This is a genomic window from Rhizobium mongolense subsp. loessense (genome assembly GCF_900099775.1).
In the GTDB taxonomy this organism is placed as follows: Bacteria; Pseudomonadota; Alphaproteobacteria; order Rhizobiales; family Rhizobiaceae; genus Rhizobium; species Rhizobium loessense.
This window is the reverse complement of the sequence record NZ_FMTM01000007.1, coordinates 76,118-96,359: the sequence shown is the minus strand read 5'-3', so window position 1 is coordinate 96,359 and position 20,242 is coordinate 76,118. Positions and strand designations below refer to the sequence as shown.

Sequence of the window (20,242 nt, the reverse complement as noted above, 5' to 3'; positions counted from 1 at the left end):
CATAGCAAGGATGCCTCAAGACGCAAGGCGTTCAACCGTGGTTTTCACGCGCGTTTTCCTCTCGGTCCGGCACGCCCTTGGCCGTTGCGGCTTCCGGGTTTTTGCGACCCTTGAGGCGGTCGCGGATACGCTGGACGATGTCATGCAGATTGATGAAGATCGGCAGCGTGATGGCAGGCTCGACAGCCTCGAGCGACATGCCGACCGAGGTGATATGGGCCTGGTCGTCGAGGTCGCGGACGATCAGGATGATCGACCCGAGACGGACGCGATCGGCATAGTCCGCCTTGCCGCCAAGGCGCTGCTTCATCAGTTCGGCGATCGTCAGCCCCTTCTCGGATTCATTCAGCAGGCCCGGGCCGTAGGCAGCATCGAGATCGGCTGCAGGGCGGGCAGGGGAGAGCGCGAAGGCGCCAAAGAACTCGGCATCATCCGCGTCCACCGGCGCGCGACTGGCGAAAAGCCGGTCAAGCAGACGCGAATGGCTCGGCACGATGAATAGATATACGAGATCGTTCTCGCGCAGCCGCCCGGCATATTGATAACGCATCGACTTGCCATCGCGGATGACGAGCGAGGGCGTTGCCCAGCGCGGGATGCGCTCGCCGCGAAGGATCGGACTGTCCTTGATGACGCGATAGGAAAGTAGCTCGTGGTTTGCCGCACCCGGCAGGTCGACCTCGACCTTGTCGACGGCACCCATGCGCGGGGGAATAATGAGGCCGAGCTTCTTGGCCACCGGCTTGATCGTCCAGCCCTGAATCAGCAGCGAGACCAACACGATGATGAAGGCGGTGTTGAAATAGATCTGCCCGTTCGGCAGCCCGCCGAGGATCGGCATGATGGCGAGTAGGATCGAGACTGCGCCGCGGAGCCCGACCCAGGCGACGAAGCCGATCTCCTGCTGGGTATAGTCGAAAGGCAGCAGCGAAAGCCAAATGGCGAGCGGACGGGCAACGAAGATCAGGAACAGCGCCAGTGCAACCGCCGGGAGGATGATCGCCGGAAACTGCGAGGGCGTCGCGAGCAGGCCGAGCACGAGGAACATGATGATCTGCGCGAGCCAGGTCATGCCGTCTTGAAAGCGTTTGATCGATCCCAGCGCTGGAAGCTTGCGGTTTCCAGCATAGATGCCGGCGACATAGACGGCCAGGAAACCGCTGCCGCCGACGGCGCCTGCGAAGGAAAACACCAGCATGGCAAGGCCCAGCACGAAGATCGGCGTGAGGCCGCGGTCAGTGTCCAGACGGCCGACGACCTGCGCGATCATCATGCCGCCGAGCAGCCCGAGGATGACGCCAAGGCCCATTTCCTGAATGAACACCGCGAGCATGCCGATATTGATGCCGGCATAGCCTTCGCCGCTGGCAAGCAGTTCGACGAGGGCGATGGTGAGGAAGATCGCCATCGGATCATTCGTGCCGGATTCCACCTCGAGCGTCGAGCGCACCTTGTCGCGGATGTTGATGCCGCCAATGCGCAGCAGGAAGAAGACGGCGGCCGCATCCGTGGAGGCGACGATCGAGCCGAGCAGCAGACCTTCGAGCCAGGTGAAATTCAACAGCCACATGGCGACGACGGCAAAGAGGCCGGCGGTCATCAGCACGCCCACAGAGGCAAGCGTCAGCGAAGGTATAGCCGCGAGCTTGAAGGCCTGAATCGGCGTGCCGAAACCGGAATCGAAGAGAATGATGGCAAGTGCGATCGAGCCAAGGATATAGGCGAGATAATTGTTGCTGAACTCGATGCCGAGCCCGTCTACACCCGCAATCAGGCCGATTGCCAGGAAAAGCAGAAGCAGGGGAGCGCCGAAGCGGAAGGCGAGCAGGCTCGAGAAGGCCGCAAGAAGCACAAGCGCCGTCGATACCAGTACGACGATGTAGAATGCTTCCACGTCCAACCCCTTTCATTGACCGCCGCAAACCCGCCCCGGCATGCCGCTATTTACGTCCTCCACGCGTCATTCCGCCTGCATCAGTAAACGGCAAAACAGGTCGGAAGGGTAGGCCTTGCGGCTTAACCTCGCTTGCCTGCGGCTTCATGCTGCTGAACGGCGCGCCGGACGGCTGGCCGGTGGGGGTGCTGCGGGAGAGATTCTCTATGAAGAATTTATAGGTAAATCAGGCAAGAGCAGGGCAAGGAGAAGAGGACTGCAATTTTTGTTTTGGAAGGTTCCTTAGACGCCGCCCAAATTTTGCTCACCGCGAAGCACTTCTGGATTCTTTCCACGAGCGTGCCATCCTGGAGCGGCACCTTATCTGTCGTCTTATATGTCCGGAAGCCCATCTTCTCGTAGTAGGCGAACCCGCCAGTGTTGTCGGCGCGGATGGTTGCATTGATGAATGCGAGGCCCAGCTCTTCGGCGGCGGACAAGGTCGCGGCGAAGAGCTGGGTACCGGCGCCGGTATCTTCGGGCTCAGCCGAGCAAAGGTTCCGATGTCAGCCCACCCTTTCGGCAGGTTTTCGTAAAGGCTCAGGAACTGAAATCCTGCAATGCCAGGCCCGGACTGTGCGACATGGCATGTCAGTACGGACTTGCCGGTGATGAACCAGTCGGTCAACTCCATTACCGATAGGGGCTCCTCCAGAGCAGTGGTGCCGCGAGCTTCGATTATCTCGTTGAGGAGCACACAGAGTTCTTCCGTATCGTCTGCGCTTGCCTTTCGAATATCGAGATATACCCCGATCTTCATCCTCGTTTTGCCGGCATGGGCAGATGCGTGCCGTTTTTGTCGCAAAGGACTTCATAGCTCGGGCAGTGCTCAAAACAAAAGCGGCCCGCTTTCGCAGGCCGCCTTCCCAAAATCCGCTTCGCAAAAACTAGATGAGCTTCGCAAACGCAACAGCCGTGTCGGCCATGCGGTTGGAGAAGCCCCACTCGTTGTCGTACCACGTGAGGATTCGCACGAAATTGCCTTCCATGACCTTGGTCTGGTCGATTGCGAAGATCGAGGATTGGCTGTCGTGGTTGAAGTCGCGGGAAACCAGCGGCTCCTCGGTGTAGCCGAGAACGCCCTTCAGCTTGCCGTTGGCGGCAGCCTTGATGGCTTCGTTGATTTCCTGAACCGTGGTTGCCTTCTTGGCGACGAACTTGAAGTCGACGACGGAGACGTTCGGGGTCGGGACGCGGATCGACGTGCCGTCGAGTTTACCCTTCAGTTCCGGCAGGACGAGACCGACGGCTTTTGCCGCACCGGTCGAGGTCGGAATCATCGAAAGTGCGGCAGCGCGGGCGCGGTACAGATCCTTGTGCATCTGGTCGAGCGACGGCTGGTCGTTCGTGTAGGAGTGGATCGTCGTCATGAAGCCGTGGTCGATGCCGACGGCGTCGTTCAGCACCTTGACGACCGGAACCAGGCAGTTCGTCGTGCAGGATGCGTTGGAGATGACCATGTGCTCCTTGGTGAGCTGGTCGTGGTTGACGCCGTAGACGACAGTCAGGTCAGCACCGTCGGCAGGCGCTGAGATGAGGACGCGCTTGGCGCCGGCGGTAAGGTGGGCTGCGGCCTTGTCGCGCGCAGTGAAGATGCCGGTGCATTCCATCGCGATGTCGACACCGAGTTCCCGGTGCGGAAGCGTTGCCGGGTCCTTGATCGCCGTCACTTTGATCGGCTTGCCATTGGCGACGATGATCGTGTCGCCTTCGACCTTGACGGCTGCGGGGAAGCGGCCGTGGATCGAGTCATAGCGCAGCAGGTGGGCATTGGTTTCGACAGGCCCGAGGTCGTTGATCGCGACCACCTCGATGTCAGTGCGGCCAGATTCGACGATCGCGCGGAGAACATTGCGGCCGATGCGGCCAAAGCCATTGATGGCAACCTTTACAGTCATTTGCATTCACTCCCTAGATATGGGGCTTGCGGATGAGTGGAGAGCGCCGGAACGCTCCCCCTTTAGAGCTTGGCTTGTGCTGCGGCGACGACGGCTTCCGCCGTGATGCCGAAATGCTTGTAGAGTTCCTTGTATGGGCCGGACGCGCCGAAGCTCTTCATGCCGATAAAGGTACCTTCCGGGCCGATAAAGGCGTCCCAGCCTTCGCGCACGGCGGCTTCGACGGCGATCTTGACCGGCGACTTGCCGAGGACCGCATTGCGGTAGGCTTCCGGCTGCTCGAAGAAGAGTTCGGTGCAGGGGACGGAGACGACGCGGGTGGAAATGCCCGTGCCTTCCAGCGTGGTGCGAGCGGCGATGGCGATCTCGACCTCCGAGCCCGATGCGAAGATCGTGACCTTGGCATCATCGGAGCCGGCGAGCGTGTAGGCGCCCTTAGCCGAGAGGTTCTTCTCGCTGTATTCGGTGCGCACCGCCGAGAGGTTCTGGCGGGTAAGCGCCAAGCCCGACGGACGGTTTGGCGTCGTGATGGCGACTTGCCAGCATTCGGCGGTTTCCGTGGCATCAGCAGGGCGGAAGACCATCAGGTTCGGAACGGCGCGCAGTGCGGCGAGCTGTTCGACCGGCTGGTGCGTCGGGCCATCTTCCCCGAGGCCGATCGAGTCATGCGTCAGCACGTGGATAACGCGGATGCCCATCAGCGAGGCGAGGCGGATCGGCGGGCGGCAATAATCCGAGAAGATCAAGAATCCGCCGCCGTAGGGGATCAGGCCGCCGTGCAGCGAGATGCCGTTCATGGCGGCAGCCATGCCGTGTTCGCGGATGCCGTAATGCATGTAGCGGCCGGAGAAGTCGGTCGGGGTAATCGACTTCATCTGGCTGGTCTTGGTGTTGTTCGAAGGCGTCAGGTCGGCGGAGCCGCCGAGCGTTTCTGGCAGGAAGCCGTTGATAACTTCGAGCGCATCTTCCGAAGCCTTGCGGGTCGCGACCGTCGGCTTGGTTTCGGCAAGCTTCTTCTTGTATTCGCTGATCGCTGCATCGAAGCCGGGCGGCAATTCGCCGGCAAAGCGGCGGGTGAACTCGGCCTTCTTGTCGGAGGCAGCGAGGCGGCCCTGCCAGGCCGTGATGGTTTCGGCAGAACGGGTGCCCGCCTTGCGCCAGGCTTCCAGAATGTCGGCCGGGACGGTGAAGGCTTCGGCGTCCCAGTTCAGTGCCTCGCGGGTAGCGGCGATTTCATCTGCTCCGAGCGGGTTGCCGTGCACCTTGTGGGTGCCCTGCTTGTTCGGCGCGCCGAAGCCGATGATCGTCTTGCAGGCGATCAGTGTCGGACGGTCGGATTTCTGCGCCGCTTCGATAGCGGCGGAAACGGCAGCCTGGTCGTGACCATCGACTTCGATCGTGTTCCAGTGCACTGCCTTAAAGCGCGCGACCTGGTCGGTCGAATCCGACAGCGATACGGCGCCGTCGATGGTGATCGAATTGTTGTCCCAGAAGACGATGAGCTTGTTGAGCTTCAGGTGGCCGGCGAGCGCGATGGCTTCCTGGCTGACGCCTTCCATGAGGCAGCCGTCGCCGGCGATCACGTAGGTGTAGTGGTCGAGCAGGTCGGAGCCGAACTCCTCGCGCAGCTTACGCTCGGCGATCGCCATGCCGACCGAATTCGCGATGCCCTGGCCGAGCGGGCCGGTGGTGGTTTCGATACCGGTCGCATGGCCGTATTCCGGATGGCCGGCCGTCTTATAGCCGAGCTGGCGGAAATTCTTGATGTCCTCGATCGACATGTCCGGATAGCCGGTCAGATAAAGCAGCGAATAAAGCAGCATGGAGCCATGCCCGGCCGACAGCACGAAGCGGTCGCGGTTTGGCCAGTGCGGCTGCTTGGGATCGAAGTTCAGGTATTTCGTGAAGAGAACGGTGGCGACATCCGCCATGCCCATCGGCAGGCCCGGATGGCCCGAATTTGCCTTTTCGACGGCATCCATGGAGAGAAAACGGATCGCATTTGCCATCCGGTCATGTTGTTCGGGAGAGGTCATGGCTTTTCCACGGGGTTCCGGTGTCGGGAGATGGCCTCGAGCCTGCTGAAGGCCATCGATGAAAGCGGGTGAGACATAGCAGTTGGAACGGCCAAGTCAATAAATTGCGGGCCATATCCGGGCAGGGTGCGACGATTTTTGACATTTGATCGTTGAGTTGTGCAAAAGACGAATTCGCTGCTTCAGGTGCGTGTATTTCAGTCATCCACAGAATAGGGCCCATGCGCCGGTACGGCTTTTATTGACGCGCCCTCGGCTAGCTGCATATCCTGTTGAAATCACTGGACCGGCAAGGCCTGCCGATTCGAGAGGTCTTGCGCGGGAGAACCGGACAGCAACATGACGCCCACAGGCAAATCCATGGAAGCGGCGCTCAACGAGCTGAAGCAGGCGATCTCCGGCTTGGAAAACGCCGTGGATATGCGAATTGAACGCCAGCGCGAGCAGGGCGACATCGAGGGCGAGGTTCGCCGCGTGCACGCCGATCGCTCCAAACTCGCGCAGGAACTCGACCAGGCAGAATTCCGTGCCAACCGGCTGGAAGAGGTCAACCGCGAGGTTTCGCGGCGGCTGGTAACGGCGATGGAGACGATCCGCGCGGTTCTGGACCGCTAATGGAAAGACAGTGACATGGCACAGGTGACGGTAACGATTGACGGGAAGGCCTATCGAATGGCCTGCGAGGAAGGACAGGAAGACCACCTGACCGACCTCGCCAACCGCTTCGATCGCTATGTCGGCCATCTCAAGGGTCAGTTCGGCGAAATCGGCGATCTGAGGATCACCGTCATGGCCGGGATCATGGTGATGGACGAAATTTCCGAGTTGAGCCGCCGCGTGGCTGAGCTGGAAACCGAGCTCGAAACGCTGCGCGGCAATCGAGACACCGTTCTTGCTGCGACCGCGCGGACGGAGGAAAACCTCGCCGAAGTGCTCGGAGAGGTAACGACCCGCATTCGCGGCATCACCGACAAGCTCAACGGCCGGGCGCCTGCCGAACTCAATTAAATTTGCGCAGCATGCATGTCCCTCTGGCGCAGCTTTGTGAACGGCCTTATATATCGTGCTGCGATCTGCGCCTCTCGACAGGAACCACAATCCCTGGGGCCATACTCGATCCAAAGGGAGCTGTCCCTGACCAGGCTCGTGGGCCTGGACACACGGTGCCCACCTACGTTTGTAGGCGCCCAGGATCGTAAATCTCCATCGGCTGCCGCGGATCGCACTTCATTTTTCGAAGGCAGGGGTTCCGCCCCTCGTCTATTCCGATATCTCTCTGCATATGCGCGTTCAGTGCGGTTGCCGGCTGCGGCGGGGCTGCGGATCTTGGCCGCTGCGCTGGAGCGGCGAGGCTGCTAAACGATAGCAATGCATTCAGAATTTTTATCGAAAACCTCATGGCCTATCTCCCATGCGGTCAATTTATTCCTGCTTTTGAACACTGTATAATGAAACTCGATTGTTCTTATCATGAGAGATTTTCATGGCAGACCGTCCGTTGCCGCCGCTTTCGACCCTGCAGGCCTTCTGCGCTATTGCGGAAACAGGAGGCTTTGGGCGCGCCGCGGAGCGGCTCGGGCTGACACAGACAGCCGTCAGCCATCAGATCGCACAGCTGGAAGGCTGGATGGGCGGAAGGCTCTTCGATCGCGGGCGGCACGGCGCCCGGCCCTCACCGCTTGGTCTCAGGCTTCATCCCGAGATCGCAAGCGCGCTTGCTTCGCTTGAAAGCGCTTTGCATCAGGCCCGGGAGGCAAGCGCCAGTCCGTCGCTGACGATCGCGACGACACCGGAATTTTCAAGCCAATGGCTTGCTCCGCGTCTCGAGGCGTTCTGCCGCCGCTATCCGAAAATCGAAGTCCGCACCGCCGTCGGTTATCAGCGACCGGATTTTTCAAGTGTCGACTTGGCGATCTGGCTCGGTCATGGCGGCCCGGACCTTGTGACGGAGCCGCTTCTGCTCGACGAGGAATTCGTCGTCTGCGGGCCGGCTCTCTCAAGCAGACTTCCAAGCCGTGGTGCCATTCGCGTCGCGCCGTTGTTACTTTATCGCGGCATGCGGCACACTGTGCTCGACTGGCAGCGATGGTACGAACAGGTGACGGTCCGAGACGATCCGAACGTCGAGCCGGTTGCCGGCTTCGACATCGCAAGAGCGGTCGATGAAGCGCCGGTTTTCGATTCCTTCGAGGAGATGCTGCAAGCTTGCAGCAGGGGACAGGGTTTTGCGCTGGTGCGCAGTTCGCTGGTTGCCGAGCATATTGCCGCCGGAAGACTTGTGCGCTGTTTCGTCGAGCGCCAGCCTGCAGCCCTGAACTACGCGATGCTCTATCCCGCGGGCGCCCTGGAAAAGTCGTCGTTGGCGCTTTTTCGGAAATGGCTTATCAGCGAGACGGAGCATTCTTAGCCGCCTATCTTGAATTCAATTCACAAGTGTTGGGCCGCTCCATCGGATTATCGATGCGGTGTCGCGCATCCATATCTGGACCCGAACAACAACCTGCGCCCGAACTCTGGGCACATCATCACGGGTCATGTCATGCCACTTGCTCTTTTTGCCTTGACGATCGCCGCCTATGCGATCGGAACCACGGAATTTGTCATCGTCGGCCTGCTGCCGACCGTCGCCAATGATCTCCACATCACGTTGCCGCTCGCAGGTCTCATTGTCAGCGTCTATGCGCTTGGCGTGACTTTCGGCGCGCCCATCCTGACAGCACTGACTGGCCGGATCGCGCGCAAGCCGCTGCTGCTCGGGCTCATGGCGCTCTTCGTCATTGGCAATGCCATGGCGGCGTTCAGCCCCGATTACACACCGCTCTTGGTTGCGCGCGTGCTCTCGGCTTTTGCGCACGGCGTATTTTTCTCCGTCGGTTCGACGATCGCCGCCGATCTCGTGCCGGAGGACCGCCGCGCCTCGGCCATTGCCATGATGTTCATGGGACTGACTGTCGCGATCGTGACCGGCGTGCCGCTTGGCACTTTCATCGGCCAGACATTCGGCTGGCGGGCGACCTTTGCCGCCGTCGCAGGCCTCGGCGTCGTGGCCCTTGCCGGTATCGCGCTCCTGCTTCCCTCCCACCTCGCGAAAGCGCCGCCCGCGAGAATCAAGGATCAGGTTCGCGTGCTTGGCAGCGGCCGGTTGCTGATCGTCTTTGCCACGACCGCTCTCGGTTATGGCGGGACCTTCGTTGCCTTCACCTTTCTTGCGTCGATCTTGCAGGAGATCACCGGCTTTTCTGCGTCTGCCGTCAGCCTGATCCTCGTGCTTTACGGTATCGCGATCGCCATCGGCAACATCATCGGCGGGCGGATTGCCAATCGCGATCCGGTGAGGGCGCTGACCGGGCTCTTCATCGCCCAGGCGATCGTGCTTGTTCTCTTCAGCTTCACGGCTGTTTCGCCATGGCTGACGATCCCGACGCTGGCCGCGCTCGGCTTTCTCTCCTTTGCAAACGTGCCGGGCCTGCAGCTCTATGTCGTGCAACTGGCAAGGCAGGTCCGTCCGGCCGCCGTCGATGTTGCTTCGGCACTCAACATTGCTGCCTTCAACCTCGGAATCGCGGCGGGCGCCTGGATCGGCGGGTTAGTCGTCGAATCCTCGCTCGGGCTCGCCGCCACGCCTTGGGTCGGCGCGATCCTCGTTGCCGCGGCTCTTGTCCTCAACCTCACAAGCGGTGCGCTCGACCGCCGCTCTGCCCCGCTTGCCGCGCCATTGCGCAAGGCTGCCTGAACTGGTCCTTGGCGAAACGGGCGCTTCGGCGCCCGTTTCGTTTCGAGTTTATCCCTCCAGATCGCCCTTCAGCCTGTCCAGTATCGATAGCGCATGTCCCGCATAAGTACTGATCCAGCGGTCATAGATATGCTTGATCGGCAGGCTGTTGAGATGGTTCCAGCGCTCGCGGCCCTCCTTCTTCGGGACAACGAGGTCGGCTTCTTCGAGAACCTTCAGATGCTGCATGACTGTGCAGCGATCCATGTCTGCGAAGGTTTCGCAGAGCATGCCGGTGGTGCGCGGACCTTCTTTCAGAATGTCGAGGATTTCACGGCGCCGGAAGTGGGCCAGTGCCTTGAAAACAGGGTCGTTATCCGATTCGCTTGACATGTTATATTTTTATAACATAATGGTGATTATCACAATCGAAATGAGGAGGAAGTTGCAATGTCCCTCATTATTCGTGTCGGCGGACGGATCGGACGTCCGGTCGCAGAAGTATTCGATGCGGTGGTCAACCCGAAGAAGCTCTCGAGCTATTTCACGACTATCGGCGGGGCGAGCGCACCACTCGTCAAGGGTACGACGGTAACCTGGTGGAAGGATTCGCCGGTCGAAGTGGTCGATCTCGTTCCGGAGCGCCTGATCTTGCTTCGCTGGGATGGTGGCACGGACGAAAACAAGGTTCGCTACAAAACGACAGTCGAGATGAAATTTGATCCGCTGGAGGACGGCGGAACGATGGTGACGATCTCCGAGAATGGCTGGCACGAAGACGAGGCCGGCCGGCGCGGCACCTATCTCAACTGCGAGGGCTGGGCCAACATGCTCTGCTGCATGAAGGCCTTCGTCGAATACGGCATCAATCTTCGGGAGGGCATGTTCCTCAGCGAGATGCGCGGCGAGCCTGCGGAGGCTCCAGACTACGAGGCGCTCTAATGACAATACCAGCCATCATGGGAGCCGCCTTCGCCTTAATGTGATAGAGACCTCGCTTGTCTGCTGCACTGTGGGTGCTAGTTTCCGGAACTATTGTAGTGATTGGATTCCAGGAGATTTCAGATGCAGCTTGGCATGGTGGGTTTGGGCCGTATGGGCAATTTTATGGTCCAGCGCTTGATGCGCGACGGCCATGAATGTGTCGTTTATGACACGAAGCCGGAGAGCGTCGCCGATCTCGTCGCAAAAGGCGCGGTCGGCTGCGCCTCTCTCGAGGAGTTCGTCTCGAAGCTTTCCCGCCCGCGCGCCGTCTGGCTGATGTTGCCGGCCGCCATCACCGACAAGGTGATTGCCCAGCTCGTGCCGCTGCTGCACGACGACGACATCATCATCGATGGCGGCAATTCTTATTATCACGACGATATCCGCCGCGGCGCCGAGCTGATCACCAAGGGCATCCACTATGTCGATGTCGGCACCAGCGGCGGCGTCTTCGGTCTGGAGCGTGGCTATTGCCTGATGATCGGCGGCGAAAAGGGCATCGTGCAGAGCCTTTCGCCGATCTTCGCCTCGCTGGCCCCTGGCGCCGGCACCACGCCGCCGTCGGCAAACCGCGCGCCTGACCCGAACAGCACGGCGGAGCAGGGCTATCTGCATTGCGGTGCTCACGGCGCGGGCCATTTCGTCAAAATGGTTCACAACGGCATCGAATACGGCCTGATGGCCGCTTATGCCGAGGGGCTGAACATCCTGAAGCGCGCGAATATCGGTGCTGCGGCGCATGAAGCGGATGCCGAAACCGCGCCTCTCTCCCACCCGGAGCACTACCGTTACGACTTCAACCTGCAGGATGTCGCTGAAGTATGGCGGCGCGGCAGCGTCATCACCTCGTGGCTTCTCGATTTGACCTCGGACGCGCTGCATGCCGATCCGGCGCTAATGAAATTTGCCGGCCGCGTTTCGGACTCCGGCGAAGGCCGCTGGACGATCATGGCAGCTATCGACGAAAGCGTGCCGACGCCGGTGCTGAGCGCTGCGCTCTATGGCCGTTTTTCCTCGCGCGACAATGATGAATTCGCCAATAAGGTGCTTTCCGCCATGCGCGCCGGCTTCGGCGGCCATGTGGAAAAGCCGAAAGCCTGAGGCCCCAAGCCTCAAGCGCTACAAGCCCGCACCCTCGGTGAACTGACCCCGTAAAGTTGGACAACAACCTTCCGGGGTTTTTCATCGGCCCATTGCCTATGGCTGTGCACGCGATATGGTTGATGCGGGGTCACACCGGAGGGGCGGCATCATGTCGGGTTCAAGGTTCGTGGGGCGCGGTCTTTGGGCGTTTCTTCTCTCTTTGGTGATTTTGACGGCCCTTTCCAGCGCGAGTAGTGGGCAGACGCCAGCACCTGGCGCGGATCCGGCCGGGCCGCCGCCGGACAAAGTGCGCCAGATAATGGAACTGATGCAGGCCCCCGAAGTCCAGAAATGGATGTCGGCGCAGACAAATGCGGCGCCATCTGCTCCAGCCGCAGCCGCGCCTGAAGAGCAGATGTCCGTGCTTTCGGATTTGCTCGGGCACGTACGCCGTCATGTCGAGATGGTGTCGCAAGCCCCAATGACCCTGCCGGCAGAGGTCGCAAGCGCATCCGATATTGTCGACCGCGAGGTGGAGCCCGTAGGCGTCGGCCGGATTCTGGTTCAGACCGTGGCTCTTTTCCTTGCAGGTCCCCTGGCCGAATTGCTTTTCCGTGCGGTTGCGCCGCGCCCGCGCATTCGGCGCGTGGATGCCGAGGAGCCGGCGGGGCTTTATCAGGCAGGGGTCAATCTGTTCTATCGCCTCGTACCTGCTATCGTCTTCATGATCGCAACTCTCGTAGCGCTTCTTGTGTTGAACTGGCCGCCGGTCAGTCAGTCGATGGCGATCGCCGTGACGATTGCGCTGGTGGCCGCACGCGTTGTTATCTCGCTTGGACGGCTGCTGGTTGCTTTGGTGACGCTTCCAAGGGCCGATGGTGAACGCGAGGTCTCCCGTGCAGAAGCGCTTTTCTGGTTCCGGCGCTCGGCGGTATTCGTCATCTATTTCGCCTTCGGGTGGGCCGTCATCCAGGTATTGGCGCCGCTCGGCTTTTCCAGCGCATCGCGCTATTTCGTTGCCTATGTTCTTGGTATCGGATTGTTTCTGATTGCCGCCGAGGCTGTTTGGTCGCGTCCGGCAAATGGTGCACGCCGCAGTCCTACGACATCCTGGGCGCTGACGCTTTATTTCGTCTTTCTTTGGGTGCTGTGGGTCACCGGCTTCGCCGGGTTGCTTTGGCTCGGCATCTACGCGCTGATATTGCCGAAAGTGCTCGCCATCGCTACGATTTCTGTCCGTGCGCTGCATCAGGCTGAAGCGGGTTTTCTTGCAAAGCGCAGCATGGCAGCAGTATTGCTTGACCGCGGCGTCAGGGCGGTCATCATTGCGTTGGCAGCTGTCTGGCTGGGGCGGATGATTGGCGTCGGAGCCGATACGATGGCCGCCGGGGAGACGATGGTGGATCGCATCGCTCGCGGCGTCATCGGCGGTGTCGTCATTCTGCTTGCAGCCGATCTGCTCTGGCATCTCGTGAAGGCCTTTATCAACAGCAAGCTTGCGGATGCCCCGCTTGCCGATGGCGCCACGGATGAGGAAAAGGCGAGGCGCGCGCGGTTGCAAACGCTGCTGCCGATTTTTCGTAACATTCTTGCAGTCGTTATCGCCGTTATTGCCGTCTTGATGGTGCTCGCCGGTCTCAACATCCAGATCGCGCCCTTGATCGCCGGTGCCGGCGTCGTCGGCGTCGCGGTGGGTTTTGGAGCACAAGCGATCGTCAAGGATGTCATCAGTGGCATGTTCTATCTGTGGGACGATGCCTTCCGCGTCGGTGAGTATATCGAGAGCGGCAGCCACAAGGGCGTCGTCGAGTCCTTCAGCCTGCGATCAGTGAAACTCCGCCATCACCGCGGACCACTGACGACCGTGCCCTTCGGCGAACTTGGCGCGGTCAAAAACCTCAACCGCGACTGGACGATCGACAAGATCAGTCTCAACGTGACCTACGATACTGACCTCGTGAAAGCGAAGAAGGTCATCAAGCAGATCGGACAGCAATTGCTCGAAAATCCCGAATTCGGGCCGCATATCATCGAGACGCTGAAGATGAAGGGCGTCGAACAATTCGGCGAATTCGCGATTGAGCTCCGGCTGGCCATGATGACCAAGCCGGGCGAGCAATTCGTCATCCGCCGCAACGCACTGGCGATGATCCGCAATGCCTTCAAGGAGAATGGCATTGAGTTCGCGGTGCCTACCGTACAGGTCGCCGGCGATGGGCGCGAGGCCGAGGCGCGTGCGGCGGCGGCGCGCCATATGGTACAAAAACCGGATACCGCGAGCGAGCCCGTGAGCTGAATATTCCGAGGCTTGTGTCGGAATGTGCGGCACGGACGCAGGCCCTGGCTGATCTTGCTCTTGGATTGTCAAACCTTACGAAAATGCAATGTTTCATTGCGTTTGACGGCGCTAATTCTGCCCCAATTCAAGCCGAGTGAGACGCAAATGACGGCGGTGGGGTATCGTCCGGTATTAGCTCGCAGAGCTTGAATGCCGCGTATGCTTCGTCTCCCGGAATGATCCGCCAGACGGCAAAGCGGCAGGTAGAGATGGCGAGTGACGGCAGCTTGGAAGAGATCGAAGACGCGGAGAGCCGGGGTGCGCGCGGGTTCTTGCGGCGCTATCGGCCCCACTTGGTGGCGCTCGCCACGCTCCTTGTTTTCTGTATCGTCGGATATGCCGTCGTCCAGCTTACGGATGAGGTGCGCTACGAGGACGTCGTCGCAGCGCTCGCCAATACGCGCCCCAGCGCCATTCTGCTTGCGCTTCTCTTTACCGGATTGAGCTTCCTGGCGCTGATCGTCTACGATCTCAATGCCATAGACTACATCGGCAAGAGGCTGCCATTTCCGCATGTAGCCCTGACGGCTTTCAGCGCTTATGCGGTCGGCAACACGGCGGGCTTCGGCGCGTTGAGCGGTGGGGCGATTCGCTATCGCGCCTATTCGCGTCTCGGCCTGACGCCGGAAGATATCGGCCGCGTCATTGCGTTCGTCACGCTGTCCTTCGGGCTTGGCCTGGCAGGGGTCGCATCGATCGCATTGATGATCATCGCCGATGAAATCGCACCTTTGGTGGGAACGAGCGCATTGCTGCTCCGGCTGGTCGCGGGCGTGATCATCGCGGCTCTTGGTGGGCTCCTCGTGCTTGGACGCGACGGTCGGGCGATGCACATCGGCCCGATAGCAATCCGCCTGCCGGATTCGCGCACATGGTCGCGCCAGTTCCTGGTGACCGCCTTCGATATCGCAGCTTCAGCCACAGTTCTTTATGTTCTGCTGCCGCAAACGGCGATCGGCTGGCCGGTGTTCCTTGCCGTCTATGCGATTGCTGTCGGGCTCGGGGTGCTCAGTCATGTTCCGGCGGGTCTCGGTGTTTTCGAGACCGTCATCATCGCTTCGCTCGGCAGCGCGGTGAATATCGACGCGGTTCTCGGCTCGCTTGTCCTTTACCGGCTGATCTATCATGTGCTGCCGCTTCTGATCGCCGTGCTCGCGGTGTCGGCAACCGAATTTCGGCGCTTTGTCGATCATCCGGCGGCGTCCAGCATCCGGCGCATCGGCGGACGGCTGACGCCGCAGCTGCTTTCGGCGCTTACGCTGCTGCTCGGCGTCATGCTGATCTTTTCGAGCGTCACGCCGACGCCGGACCAGAACTTGGAATTCCTCGCCAGCTATCTGCCGCTGCCGATCGTCGAAGGAGCGCATTTCCTCTCGAGCCTGATGGGTCTTGCGCTACTGGTTGCCGCGCGCGGTCTTGGCCAGCGGCTCGATGGCGCCTGGTTGGTGGCGGTTATCGCCGCACTTGCTGCGCTAGCGCTTTCGCTGCTCAAGGCCGTAGCGCTTGTCGAAGCGGTGTTCCTTGCCTTCCTTATTTCCAGCCTCTTTGTCAGCCGCCGGCTCTTCACCCGTCATGCCTCACTGCTTAACCAGACGCTGACAGCATCATGGTTGACGGCGATCGCGGTGATCTGCGTGGGCGCGGTCGTCATCCTGCTTTTCGTCTACCGCGATGTGGAATACAGCAACGAGCTCTGGTGGCAGTTCGAATTCACCGGCGAGGCGCCGCGCGGGTTGCGTGCCGTTCTCGGCCTCACGATCATTTCGTCGGCAATCGCGATCTTCAGCCTGCTGCGCCCCGCCACCTTCAAGCCGGAGCCTGCGACGGAGGAGGCGCTCCGGCGCGCGGTCGAGATCGTCAGGACGCAGAATGATGCCGATGCCAATCTCGTGCGCATGGGCGACAAGAGCATCATGTTTTCCGAGGAGGGCGATGCCTTCATCATGTATGGCCGGCAGGGGCGCTCCTGGATCGCACTCTTTGATCCCATAGGGGCAAAGCACGCAAGGCCGGAACTCGTCTGGCGCTTCGTCGAGGCGGCACGCGCTGCCGGTTGCCGGGCCGTGTTCTACCAGATTTCTCCAGCGCTTCTCTCCCACTGCGCCGATGCGGGCCTGCGTGCGTTCAAGCTCGGCGAACTGGCCGTTGCCGATCTGATGAATTTTGAACTGAAGGGCGGCAAATGGGCAAACCTGCGGCAGACGGCGGCGCGCGCGCAGCGCGACGGGCTGGAATTCGAAGTCATCCCCCCCGAGAAGGTAGCGGGTATCATCGACGAGCTCTCTGCGGTTTCCAATGCCTGGCTCGAACATCACAACGCCAAGGAGAAAGGCTTCTCGCTCGGTGCCTTCGAGGCGGACTACGTGAGCGTCCAGCCGGTCGGCGTCTTGAAGAAGGACGGTAGGATCGTTGCCTTTGCCAATATCCTCGTCACCGAAACGAAGTCGGAAGGTACGATTGACCTTATGCGCTTTTCGCCCGAGGCGCCCAAGGGATCGATGGACTTCCTCTTCGTACGGATCATGGAATATCTGCGCGGTGAAGGCTACACGCACTTCAACCTTGGCATGGCGCCGCTTTCCGGCATGTCCAAGCGCGAGACGGCACCCGTCTGGGACCGGATCGGCAGCACCGTCTTCGAACACGGCGAGCGCTTTTACAATTTCAAAGGCCTTCGGGCATTCAAATCAAAGTTTCATCCGCACTGGCAGCCGCGCTATCTTGCGGTTTCAGGAGGGGGCAATCCGATGATCGCGTTGATGGACGCGACACTTCTCATCGGCGGCGGATTGAAGGGAGTCGTCAGGAAATGATCAGAAGATATCTGCTCTCAGCCTTGTGCGCTTTCGCGATGACGGCCCCGGCCGTCGCTGCCGAGGAAACCACGCAACGCTTTGAAACCGGGCTTATTCCTTCACCGCACATCTTTTTGCCGGACGGCGATGTCAAAGGCGCGGTGATGCTGATTTCGGACGGCGCTGGCTGGGGCGACACGGAAAAGGCGGAGGCCGACAGTCTGGTGCAGGAGGGAGCCGTCGTAATCGGTGTCGACTTCCCGTCCTATATGGATGCGTTGCGCAAATATGACATCAGCGAGAATGACGGCTGCATCTATCTGGTTTCCGACATCGAGTCGCTCAGCCAGCAGGTGCAGCGGGCTGCCGGCAACAGCGCCTATCATCTGCCGATCATCGCCGGTATCGCCGAAGGCGGCGCATTGGCACTGGCGATTGCAGCGCAGACGCCGGATGCGACGATCGGCCAAACGCTGGTCGTGGATCCGGTTGCCGGCATTCCGCTGACCCAGCAGCTTTGCACGCCGGCATCGAAAAAGACGGTGGGTGACCGAATCGTCTACGGCCTCACCGAAGGTAGCCTTCCGAACCCCATCACCGCTGCCTTCACGTCCGCTGCAACGAAAGATGGGCGTACGCATGTCGAAGCGCTGAAGCAGGATCATCCGGAAATTGAGATCCGCGATGTCGGGGATGATGCCGAAACGGCTCTTTCCGACACTCTGGACGACCTGATCGCCGCTTCCGGAAGCGCGGACAATCCGCTCGGATTGCCGCTTGCCGTGCTCGAGGCCAAGCCGTCCATCGACACCATGGCCATCATCTATTCCGGCGATGGCGGCTGGCGCGACATTGACAAGGAAGTCGGTGCGGCGCTGCAGAAAGAGGGCATTCCTGTCATCGGAGTCGACTCCCTTCACTATTTCTGGTCAGAACGCCAGCCCCAGGAGACGGCCGACGACCTGGCGAAGATCATCGAATTCTATCGCAAGCAATGGAAGGTAAAGCACGTTCTTCTGATCGGTTACTCTTTCGGTGCCGATATCGTGCCCGCCACCTACAACAGGCTCAAAGCCGCGGACAAAGCGGCGATCGCCCAGGTGTCGCTGCTCTCGCTCTCCCACGAGGTGGACTATGTGATTTCCGTCATGGGCTGGCTCGGCCAGAAGACGGAGGGTGCTGCCGGCGACCCGGTTGATGATCTGAAAGCTATCGACCCCAAGCTTGTGCAATGCATCTACGGCAAGGACGACGATGACGAGGTTGCCTGCCCCGCATTGAAGGATAGCGCCGCCGACGTCGTCGAGCTGCCGGGCGATCACCATTTCGACGAGAACTACGATCTACTGACCAAGACGATCGTGGACCGGCTGAAGGCGCAGCTTGCCGATTAACGCATCAGCGCCTCCTCGCTCCAGCCGAGGGCGGCGATCTCAACACTGCGGAACTTCGCGTCGTCATCGACGATGAATTCGTCGAGCTGCGGCGGCTTTACGCAGGTTCCGGCGAGCATCGCATGCACCTGGCCGCGATGATGCGTCTGATGCTGGAAGAGGTGGCTCAGCACGTCGTCCACCCGCTCTTTCTGGAGGCGGCCGATGCGCTGAAGATCGATCACCGCTGCAAGCCCTTCCGGGGTCAGGGCTTCGCAAACGGCAACGAGGCGCTGATCGACCTTGCGCTGTTCGGCAGCAAGCGAGCCAACCGTATCGAAGGGCTCTTCGACCTCCCAGGCTTTCGGACCAAGCGTGCCGCCCTCGAGCGCGTCGACATAGAACCAGTCAACGGTGATAAGGTGGTTGAGCGTCGACTTGATCGAGGGAAAGAAGCTCACGCGCTTCGCCTCGAACTCGCCCGGGCGCAGGGACGCGCAGGCAGCCAGTAGGCGATGGTTCGCAAGCGCGTTGTTATAAGAAAGTTTGCGGAACACCCGGCACGGATCGAAATTCGGCATGGCGCGTCCTCCTCATTGCGAATGGGGCGTAGCTAAGGCGCAGATCTATGTGGCGTCAATGTTTGCAGTCTGCTTGATCGTTGCCATCCAGATTCCAATCGCGCCAGACAAGATGGTGCGGCGAGGCTGGCAACGTCTCCATTTCTTCAGCGATGAAATAGGCGGAATATCCGGCGCGGACAGGGCTCCGCGTCTCGCAGGCACCCATTTGAACTCGAGATAATTGCCACCATCCTCGATCGGTGGATGATCTCGCCGGACTTGAATGGAAACTTGGGCGGGATTTCCATCAGGTAACGAAAAGCCAAGCTCGTGCCAGGCTCATGGGCATAACCACCTAGCGCCGCGAAGCCCGCGACACTGCCGCCGAGAATCTCCAGATATCCGCGTCACGGGATCACTCAATCGTCTTCCTGAAACAGCCGGAACTGCGCGGCCTCCAGGTCCTTCGGTGGCTGCAGGCCGAGATGCTTCCAGGCGGTTGCAGTCAGTACGCGGCCACGCGGCGTGCGCTGGATGAAGCCCTGCTGGATCATGTAGGGCTCGATGATGTCCTCGATCGCGTCGCGCGGTTCGGAAAGGCCGGCGGCGATCGTCTCGATGCCGACGGGGCCGCCGCCGAAATTGACGGCAATCATGTTGAGATAGCGCTTGTCGAGCTGGTCGAGGCCGACACTGTCGACAAGCAGGCGGGTGAGCGCTTCGTCGGCTATCTCGCGGGTAACGGCTTCGGCCTTGGCGACTTCGGCGAAATCGCGCACGCGGCGAAGAAGGCGGCCGGCGATGCGCGGCGTGCCCCGGGCGCGCCGCGCAATTTCGCGGGCGCCGTCGTCGACGATCGGCAGGTTCATGAGACGGGCGCCGCGGCGCACGATCAGTTCCAGTTCTTCCACCGTATAGAAGCTCAGTCGCACCGGAATGCCGAAGCGGTCGCGGAGCGGCGTGGTCAAGAGGCCGAGACGCGTGGTCGCGGCGACGAGGGTGAATTTCGAGAGATCGATCTTCACCGAGCGGGCGGCCGGGCCTTCGCCGATGATAAGGTCCAGCTGGAAGTCTTCCATCGCCGGATAGAGAATTTCCTCGACGGCCGGATTCAGGCGGTGGATTTCATCGATGAAGAGGACGTCGCGCTCTTCGAGATTCGTCAGCAGCGCGGCAAGGTCGCCTGCCTTGGCGATGACCGGACCCGAGGTCGAGCGGAAGTTGACGCCGAGCTCCTTGGCCATGATCTGCGCGAGCGTCGTCTTGCCGAGGCCCGGCGGCCCTACGAAGAGGACATGGTCCAGCGCCTCGCCGCGGTTCTTGGCGGCCTCGATGAAGACCTTCAGGTTCGCACGCGCCTCCGCCTGGCCGGTGAACTCATCAAGCGACTGCGGGCGTAGCGTCACATCCAGGTCTTCGCCCCGCTTTTCCGGCGATATCAGGCGCGCGGGTTCACTCATCTTGGCAATCTTCCAGTTTGATAGGGATTCAACCCATACATGACGCAGTCCGCTTTTGCATCAAATC

Annotated in this window: 15 protein-coding genes, 1 other RNA gene and 2 pseudogenes; 10 read left to right on the top strand and 8 right to left on the bottom strand. The window is 60.7% G+C overall.

Annotated features, from left to right (window positions below; translation table 11 throughout):
- Window positions 1-31 precede the first annotated feature (31 nt).
- The 4 genes and pseudogenes from BLP23_RS21585 to tkt form a co-directional block, all read right to left on the bottom strand.
- Window positions 32-1,894 carry a potassium/proton antiporter gene (locus BLP23_RS21585; protein ID WP_092587049.1) on the bottom strand — a complete coding sequence of 621 codons (1,863 nt, stop codon included), beginning with the start codon at window positions 1,892-1,894 and terminating at the stop codon, window positions 32-34.
- Window positions 1,895-2,109: 215 nt separating this feature from the next.
- Window positions 2,110-2,693 (bottom strand): annotated as a pseudogene (locus tag BLP23_RS34660) (N-acetyltransferase family protein).
- Window positions 2,694-2,820: 127 nt separating this feature from the next.
- The gene (gene gap / locus BLP23_RS21575) at window positions 2,821-3,831 is read right to left on the bottom strand and encodes a type I glyceraldehyde-3-phosphate dehydrogenase (RefSeq protein ID WP_022715788.1); all 1,011 of its coding nucleotides are present in this window, start codon (window positions 3,829-3,831) and stop codon (window positions 2,821-2,823) included.
- A 62-nt stretch (window positions 3,832-3,893) separates the two neighbouring features.
- Window positions 3,894-5,867: a transketolase gene (gene tkt, locus BLP23_RS21570; protein WP_092586858.1), complete on the bottom strand. Its 1,974-nt coding sequence runs from the start codon at window positions 5,865-5,867 to the stop codon at window positions 3,894-3,896.
- Between the two features lie 339 nt (window positions 5,868-6,206).
- Here tkt and BLP23_RS21565 point away from each other — a divergent pair, with 339 nt between their 5' ends.
- The 5 genes from BLP23_RS21565 to BLP23_RS21545 all read left to right on the top strand — a co-directional run bounded on the left by BLP23_RS21565 (window position 6,207) and on the right by BLP23_RS21545 (window position 9,600).
- On the top strand, window positions 6,207-6,482 hold the full coding sequence (locus tag BLP23_RS21565) for a DUF4164 domain-containing protein (RefSeq protein ID WP_022715786.1): 276 nt from the start codon (window positions 6,207-6,209) through the stop codon (window positions 6,480-6,482).
- Window positions 6,483-6,497: 15 nt separating this feature from the next.
- Window positions 6,498-6,875, top strand: coding sequence for a cell division protein ZapA (locus BLP23_RS21560; RefSeq protein ID WP_092586857.1), 378 nt, complete (start codon window positions 6,498-6,500; stop codon window positions 6,873-6,875).
- A 59-nt stretch (window positions 6,876-6,934) separates the two neighbouring features.
- A non-coding RNA gene (gene ssrS, locus BLP23_RS21555) (6S RNA) lies at window positions 6,935-7,093 on the top strand.
- A 257-nt stretch (window positions 7,094-7,350) separates the two neighbouring features.
- The gene (locus tag BLP23_RS21550) at window positions 7,351-8,274 is read left to right on the top strand and encodes a LysR substrate-binding domain-containing protein (RefSeq protein ID WP_092586856.1); all 924 of its coding nucleotides are present in this window, start codon (window positions 7,351-7,353) and stop codon (window positions 8,272-8,274) included.
- Window positions 8,275-8,406: 132 nt separating this feature from the next.
- Complete coding sequence (locus BLP23_RS21545) at window positions 8,407-9,600, top strand: MFS transporter (RefSeq protein ID WP_092586855.1); 1,194 nt, start codon at window positions 8,407-8,409, stop codon at window positions 9,598-9,600.
- 48 nt (window positions 9,601-9,648) lie between these two features.
- Here the strand turns inward: BLP23_RS21545 and BLP23_RS21540 are convergent, their stop codons facing one another.
- Window positions 9,649-9,972 carry an ArsR/SmtB family transcription factor gene (locus BLP23_RS21540; protein WP_092586854.1) on the bottom strand — a complete coding sequence of 108 codons (324 nt, stop codon included), beginning with the start codon at window positions 9,970-9,972 and terminating at the stop codon, window positions 9,649-9,651.
- Between the two features lie 57 nt (window positions 9,973-10,029).
- Between BLP23_RS21540 and BLP23_RS21535 the strand changes: the two genes are divergently transcribed.
- From BLP23_RS21535 to BLP23_RS21515, 5 genes are all read left to right on the top strand, one after another.
- A complete protein-coding gene (locus tag BLP23_RS21535) occupies window positions 10,030-10,521 on the top strand; it encodes an SRPBCC domain-containing protein (protein ID WP_092586853.1) in 492 nt (163 codons plus the stop codon).
- A 123-nt stretch (window positions 10,522-10,644) separates the two neighbouring features.
- Window positions 10,645-11,664, top strand: a complete 1,020-nt coding sequence (gene gnd, locus BLP23_RS21530) for a phosphogluconate dehydrogenase (NAD(+)-dependent, decarboxylating) (RefSeq protein WP_092586852.1) — start codon at window positions 10,645-10,647, stop codon at window positions 11,662-11,664.
- Window positions 11,665-11,815: 151 nt separating this feature from the next.
- Window positions 11,816-13,942 carry a mechanosensitive ion channel family protein gene (locus tag BLP23_RS21525; RefSeq protein ID WP_092586851.1) on the top strand — a complete coding sequence of 709 codons (2,127 nt, stop codon included), beginning with the start codon at window positions 11,816-11,818 and terminating at the stop codon, window positions 13,940-13,942.
- Window positions 13,943-14,193: 251 nt separating this feature from the next.
- The gene (mprF, locus tag BLP23_RS21520; protein ID WP_092587048.1) at window positions 14,194-16,797 is read left to right on the top strand and encodes a bifunctional lysylphosphatidylglycerol flippase/synthetase MprF; all 2,604 of its coding nucleotides are present in this window, start codon (window positions 14,194-14,196) and stop codon (window positions 16,795-16,797) included.
- Window positions 16,794-18,173, top strand: a complete 1,380-nt coding sequence (locus BLP23_RS21515) for a virulence factor family protein (protein ID WP_092586850.1) — start codon at window positions 16,794-16,796, stop codon at window positions 18,171-18,173. Before mprF ends, BLP23_RS21515 begins: the two co-directional genes overlap by 4 nt.
- Here the strand turns inward: BLP23_RS21515 and BLP23_RS21510 are convergent.
- From BLP23_RS21510 to ruvB, 3 genes and pseudogenes are all read right to left on the bottom strand, one after another.
- Complete coding sequence (locus BLP23_RS21510) at window positions 18,170-18,733, bottom strand: DinB family protein (protein ID WP_092586849.1); 564 nt, start codon at window positions 18,731-18,733, stop codon at window positions 18,170-18,172. The two genes, BLP23_RS21515 and BLP23_RS21510, sit on opposite strands and share 4 nt — an antisense overlap.
- Window positions 18,734-18,788: 55 nt before the next feature.
- Window positions 18,789-19,051, bottom strand: a pseudogene (locus tag BLP23_RS34655) (NUDIX hydrolase); the annotation flags it as partial.
- 83 nt (window positions 19,052-19,134) lie between these two features.
- Window positions 19,135-20,175, bottom strand: a complete 1,041-nt coding sequence (gene ruvB / locus BLP23_RS21500) for a Holliday junction branch migration DNA helicase RuvB (RefSeq protein ID WP_022715772.1) — start codon at window positions 20,173-20,175, stop codon at window positions 19,135-19,137.
- Window positions 20,176-20,242 lie beyond the last annotated feature (67 nt).

Bases quoted from the DNA above. Each gene is read 5' to 3' on its own strand.
- gap (WP_022715788.1), bottom strand. From the start codon at position 3,831: ATGACTGTAAAGGTTGCCATCAATGGCTTTGGCCGCATCGGCCGCAAT.
- tkt (WP_092586858.1), bottom strand. From the start codon at position 5,867: ATGACCTCTCCCGAACAACATGACCGGATGGCAAATGCGATCCGTTTT.
- BLP23_RS21565 (WP_022715786.1), top strand. From the start codon at position 6,207: ATGACGCCCACAGGCAAATCCATGGAAGCGGCGCTCAACGAGCTGAAG.
- BLP23_RS21560 (WP_092586857.1), top strand. From the start codon at position 6,498: ATGGCACAGGTGACGGTAACGATTGACGGGAAGGCCTATCGAATGGCC.
- BLP23_RS21550 (WP_092586856.1), top strand. From the start codon at position 7,351: ATGGCAGACCGTCCGTTGCCGCCGCTTTCGACCCTGCAGGCCTTCTGC.
- BLP23_RS21545 (WP_092586855.1), top strand. From the start codon at position 8,407: ATGCCACTTGCTCTTTTTGCCTTGACGATCGCCGCCTATGCGATCGGA.
- BLP23_RS21540 (WP_092586854.1), bottom strand. From the start codon at position 9,972: ATGTCAAGCGAATCGGATAACGACCCTGTTTTCAAGGCACTGGCCCAC.
- BLP23_RS21535 (WP_092586853.1), top strand. From the start codon at position 10,030: ATGTCCCTCATTATTCGTGTCGGCGGACGGATCGGACGTCCGGTCGCA.
- gnd (WP_092586852.1), top strand. From the start codon at position 10,645: ATGCAGCTTGGCATGGTGGGTTTGGGCCGTATGGGCAATTTTATGGTC.
- BLP23_RS21525 (WP_092586851.1), top strand. From the start codon at position 11,816: ATGTCGGGTTCAAGGTTCGTGGGGCGCGGTCTTTGGGCGTTTCTTCTC.
- mprF (WP_092587048.1), top strand. From the start codon at position 14,194: ATGGCGAGTGACGGCAGCTTGGAAGAGATCGAAGACGCGGAGAGCCGG.
- BLP23_RS21515 (WP_092586850.1), top strand. From the start codon at position 16,794: ATGATCAGAAGATATCTGCTCTCAGCCTTGTGCGCTTTCGCGATGACG.
- BLP23_RS21510 (WP_092586849.1), bottom strand. From the start codon at position 18,733: ATGCCGAATTTCGATCCGTGCCGGGTGTTCCGCAAACTTTCTTATAAC.
- ruvB (WP_022715772.1), bottom strand. From the start codon at position 20,175: ATGAGTGAACCCGCGCGCCTGATATCGCCGGAAAAGCGGGGCGAAGAC.